The following is a 4,739-nucleotide window of genomic DNA, read 5'->3' on the forward strand; positions in this document are numbered from 1 at the left end:
CGTCACCCGTGCTCGTCTCGGACGACTCGTCCGCCAAGGCTTCCTCACCCAACCCGGACGAGGTCGCTACCAGAAACGGACTTAACGTCCACTGAGCCAGGCATCATCCTGAATAGTCGCGTACGGGTAATACAAAGCCACATCGTGCACGGGCATCCCCCTGCCATCACCTGGCCGAGTTCTACTATCAAACGGCGCGGTCGTCGACAGCGCAGCGTAGCGAACCACGCCCCCAATGTCCGTAACGCCTAGTGTCTTGTGATTCTGTTCATGGAACCTGAGGCTTCTGTGATCGTTGAGTCTGGTATGGATCTCACCTCTGAACAGATGGCAGAACTGCGGGAGTTGGCCGTGTCGCGGGATGTTCCGGCCGATGTGGCGCTTCGCGCACGGATCGTGCTGTGGTCCGGTGAAGGACGCCGGCGCAAGGACATTGCCGAGCTCGCCGGTGTGGCGCCGCTGACGGTGGACCGCTGCAAGGCCCGTTATGCCGAGGGGGGCCTTGCCGGTTTGGAGGAGAAGCGCCGCGGTGGCCCGCGTACCCAGGTGCCGCCCCGGGTGCGGGCTCGGGTGATCGCTTTGACGAGGATGTCCCCGCCGGCGGAATCCGGTCTGTCGCACTGGTCGACGCGGACGCTGGCCGGCCACCTGAAGCGGCGGGAGGGGATCTCGGTGTCGTGGCATTACGTCGCCCGCATCTGGCGTGAGGAGAATCTGAAGCCGCACCGCTCGGGCACCTTCAAGATCTCGAAAGACCCGGCGTTCGCGGAGAAGGTCGCCGACGTCGTCGGTTTGTACCTGGCCCCGCCCGGGGGCGCCGTGGTGCTGTCGGTTGACGAGAAGACGCAGGTGCAGGCCCTGGACCGGACCCAGCCAGTGCTGCCGGTGGCGTTCGCGGCCACCGAGAAGCGCACCCACGACTATCCCTGGGTATTCAGCGGAATTGGATGATCTGACGCCCCGATAGCAGAAAGGTGCCGTTGACCTGCAAGGATGTGAGTGTCGAAGTCATATCCGCTGCAGAGAGCAAGGCACCTTTCTGGTGGTTGAGCGTACAGGGTGGGATCGTCGGCTGTCGGTGGTGGCTGACGGGAAGAGGCTGATCGGGCATGCCGGTGCGGTGCTGCTGCGTCGATGTGCGGACCGCACAGGGCTGACGGAGGCGCTGGCGGCGGTGCTGCCGTCCAGCACGGCGGCCGGCTGGCGGGACCGGACAGCGGTGCTGGTCCAGTTGGCGGTTGCGATCGTGCTCGGGGCGGCGAACTTATCGGAGGCGGAGCAGCTCCAGCTTCATCACGGGCCGCTGTTCGGCCCTGCGGCCTCGGACTCCACCGCCCGCCGCACGCTGGTCGCCCTCGACGAAGCAGCCCTGGCGGAGATCGCAAAGGTACGGGCGCGGGTGCGTCGGCGGGTGTGGAGTCTGCTGTGTCTGCGGCCTGGCGGCTTCCCGTGGCTGACGGTGGCGGGCAAGCGGTTGACCGGCTGGGTCGTCATCGACCTGGACGCCACGGTCATCACCTCGGCGTCGAAGAAGGCCGGCGCAGCGGTCACTTTCAAGAAGACGTTCGGGTTTCATCCGCTGGCCGCGTGGTGCGCGAACACCACCGAGTCGCTGGCCATGCTGCTACGGCCGGGCAACGCCGGGGCGAACACGGTGGCCGATCACATCACGGTGCTCACCGATGCCCTCGCGCAGATCCCGGGCTCCTCGGCCGCGAAGATCCTCATCCGGGTGGACGGGGCCGGAGCCACCCACGGACTGCTGGAACACCTCGAAGCGTTGAACACCACGCGACGCACCGTCCGTTACACCGTCGGCTGGAAGATCACCGACGCCGACGAGCAGACCATCGCCCGACTGCCCGAGGACGCATGGGAGACCTCCCTGACCCAGGACGGCAGCCTCCAGGACGGCTACTTCGTCGCCGAGCTGACCGGACTGAACACCCGTGAGAACTGGCCGCAGGGCATGCGGCTGATCGTCCGCCGCGTCCGCCCGTCCCGGCGGCACCTGAAGAAGCTGACCGCGTTCGAGACCAGGACCGGCTGGCGCTACGCGATAACCGCCACCAACATCCGCCACATGTGGGGCATAGCCGGCTCGGGCCACAGCCAGTTCCTGGACGTACTGCACCGCTCGCACGCCGGGGTGGAAGACCGGGTGCGCACCAACAAGGCCATGGGGCTGGACAATCTGCCGTCCGCCTCGTGGGAGATCAACCGCGGCTGGATGCTCGCCGCGAACATCGCCGCCGATCTCGACGCCTGGGTCAGGCTGCTGGCCCTGCACGACATCGAGGGCCTGGCCGACGCCGAGCCGGACACCATGCGCTTCCGCCTCTACCACCTGCCGGCCCGTCTGGCGGACCACGCCCGCCGCCGCTGGCTGCGGATCGACGCGACCTGGCCCTGGGCAGAAGCGTTCACCACCTGCTGGCAGCGACTCACCGCCTTCGCGGCGAGCAATCGTCAAGACTTGTGGATTGGGTCGTCTGGGTTGCGGTGCGTCAGTTCGCTTCGGGCCATGAGGGGCAGCGCCAGGTGGAGCCGTCCCATTCGATGAGGAAGGGCTGCGCGTGGGGCAGGGGTGTGCCCCAGACAGCGGCTCCGAGGGTGCAGAGCTGGCCGAGTGCGACCGTGAGGCTGGCGACGTGGCCGACGACGGCGACGGTCTCGCCCCGGTGCTGCTCAGCGATGACCTGGAACACCTTGCCCATGCGGGCCGTGACCGCGAAGCCGGTTTCACCGTCCGCGACCTGCTGTGTCAGGTCATTGTCGACCACCCAGGAGCGGAGCACGTCGGCGGTCTGCCGTCGAACGTCCGGATCGCTGCTTCCCTCGTGCCTGCCGATGCCGACCTCCACGAGGTCGGGTAGAGCCTGGACTTCAACGCCAGCGGCGGTGGCCAGCGGCTCGGCTGTCTGACGTGCGCGCAAGGCCGTGCTGGAGTAGACCGCGCCGATCCGCTCGCCGACCAGGGCCCGGGCCGCGCGGGTGGCCTGCTCGTTGCCTCGCTCGGTCAGCGGAGCGCTCGGCACGGCCCCGGCGATGTTGTCCGTGACGTTCTGCGATTCACCGTGCCGCAGGCACCACACCCGAACCCGCTCGCTCATGCCACCAGTTCCTCTCGCTCGACCAGGACGCCGTTCTCGAACTTCGCGCCGGCCCGGACCAGGGGAACCAGGTGGGCCCCGGTGATCGCGCGCCAACGCGCTTGGGCGGACTCGACCAGCTTGAACACCATCGCCAGGGCCGCCGCAGGGCTGCCTGCACCGCGGGTGACCTTCGTCCGCAGCTTCACCGTGGAGAACGTTGACTCGATCGGGTTCGTCGTCCGCAGATGGACCCAGTGCTCGGCCGGGAAGTCGTAGAACGCCAGCAACTCGTCCCGGTCCTCGGAGATCTTCGTGACCGCCTTCGGCCACTTGGTCCCGTAGGTGCGGGCGAACGCCTCGATCGCCCGCTCTGCATGGGCCCTGTCCTCGGCGTTGTAGATCTCCTGCATTGCCTTCGTCGCGCCGGGCTGGGCCGACTTCGGCAGGCAGTTGATGACATTACGAGACTTATGAACCCAGCACCTCTGCGGCCGAGCGGCGGGGAACACCTCGGTCAACGCTCGCCACAGGCCCATCGCGCCGTCGCCGACGACCAGCTCCGGGTCGCGCATGCCCCGGCGACGGCAGTCGCGCAGCAGGTCCGCCCACGACTCGGTGGACTCCCGCAGCCCATCGGCCAGCGCGATCAGCTCCTTAGTGCCGTCAAGGCGGACCCCGAGCAGAACCAGGACGCACGAATGGGCCTGCCCGAGCCGCACCTTCGGGTGGACCCCGTCGGCCCACACGTAGACGAAGTCGCGGTCGGACAGATCCCGGTCCTGGAAGGCGGCGTGGTCGTCGCTCCACTGCTTCGTCAGCCGGGTCACCGTCGCCGGCGACAGGCCGGCGGTGCCGCCGAGGAACTGCTCCAGCGCGGGCACGAAGTCTCCGGACGACAGTCCGTGCAGGTAGAGCAGCGGCAAGACCTCGGAGATCTTCGGTGACTTGCGGCACCACGGAGCCAGGATCTTGGAGGAGAACCGCTTGCGCTCGCCGGTGGCCTCGTCCACACGCCGGTCGTTGACGCGCGGCGCTGTGACCTCGACCGGCCCGGCCGCGGTGACGACGGTCCGGGGCCGGTGGTGTCCGTTGCGGACGACCAGGCGCCTCCCGTGCTCGTCGGTCTCGGCAGCCAACTCGGCTATGTACTGGTTGACTTCCGCCTCCAAAGCAGCGGCCAACATCCGGCGGGCGCCCTCGCGGACGATCTCGTCGATCAGGGAGCCGGACTCGATACCGCCATCGGCGTTCACTACGCTCAGCACGGGCGTGCTTTCCCGACCCGCGCTGCGAACGCGGGCCTACTCGGAGACCTTCAAGGGATCATCGGGAAGGTACGCCTTCCGCGTCCCTCCCGGGGCTGATCCACAAGTCCCGAGCATTGCTCCTTCGCGGCCGTCACCTGACGGTAGGGCCCTGCCCCGACAAGGACCAGGAAGGAGAAGTCCGGCAGCACTCCGGGCCCGTGGAGCCCGGCGCACCCGCGGCGTCATGCGACGGCCCACCTCGAACGGCCAGAGGACATTACGGGCGAACTGCCGAGGAGGTCAACAGGGCTTGATCAAGTTCCCTGAGCGTCCGGGTTGGTGATGCCCAGGAGCGGGAGGGTTCGTTCGGGCTGATCGCGGATTGCGCGGGTGGTCT

At 68.0% G+C, this 4,739-nt stretch carries 3 protein-coding genes and 1 pseudogene; 2 read left to right on the top strand and 2 right to left on the bottom strand.

What is annotated here, in order from left to right:
• Nucleotides 1-327: 327 nt before the first annotated feature.
• A pseudogene (locus tag ACWC09_RS52195) lies at nt 328-924 on the top strand (IS630 family transposase); the annotation flags it as partial.
• Nucleotides 925-1,042: 118 nt separating this feature from the next.
• Nucleotides 1,043-2,563 (top strand): IS1380 family transposase, encoded by a 1,521-nt coding sequence (locus tag ACWC09_RS52200; RefSeq protein WP_450859321.1) that lies wholly within the window; start codon nt 1,043-1,045, stop codon nt 2,561-2,563.
• Here ACWC09_RS52200 and ACWC09_RS52205 read toward each other — a convergent pair.
• Together ACWC09_RS52205 and ACWC09_RS52210 are read right to left on the bottom strand one after the other, a co-directional pair.
• On the bottom strand, nt 2,508-3,113 hold the full coding sequence (locus tag ACWC09_RS52205) for a histidine phosphatase family protein (RefSeq protein ID WP_450859323.1): 606 nt from the start codon (nt 3,111-3,113) through the stop codon (nt 2,508-2,510). The two genes, ACWC09_RS52200 and ACWC09_RS52205, sit on opposite strands and share 56 nt — an antisense overlap.
• The gene (locus tag ACWC09_RS52210; RefSeq protein WP_450859325.1) at nt 3,110-4,360 is read right to left on the bottom strand and encodes an IS256 family transposase; all 1,251 of its coding nucleotides are present in this window, start codon (nt 4,358-4,360) and stop codon (nt 3,110-3,112) included. Before ACWC09_RS52210 ends, ACWC09_RS52205 begins: the two co-directional genes overlap by 4 nt.
• Between the last annotated feature and the right edge of the window lie 379 nt (nt 4,361-4,739).

It is taken from the genome of Streptomyces sp. NPDC001617 (genome assembly GCF_053596855.1).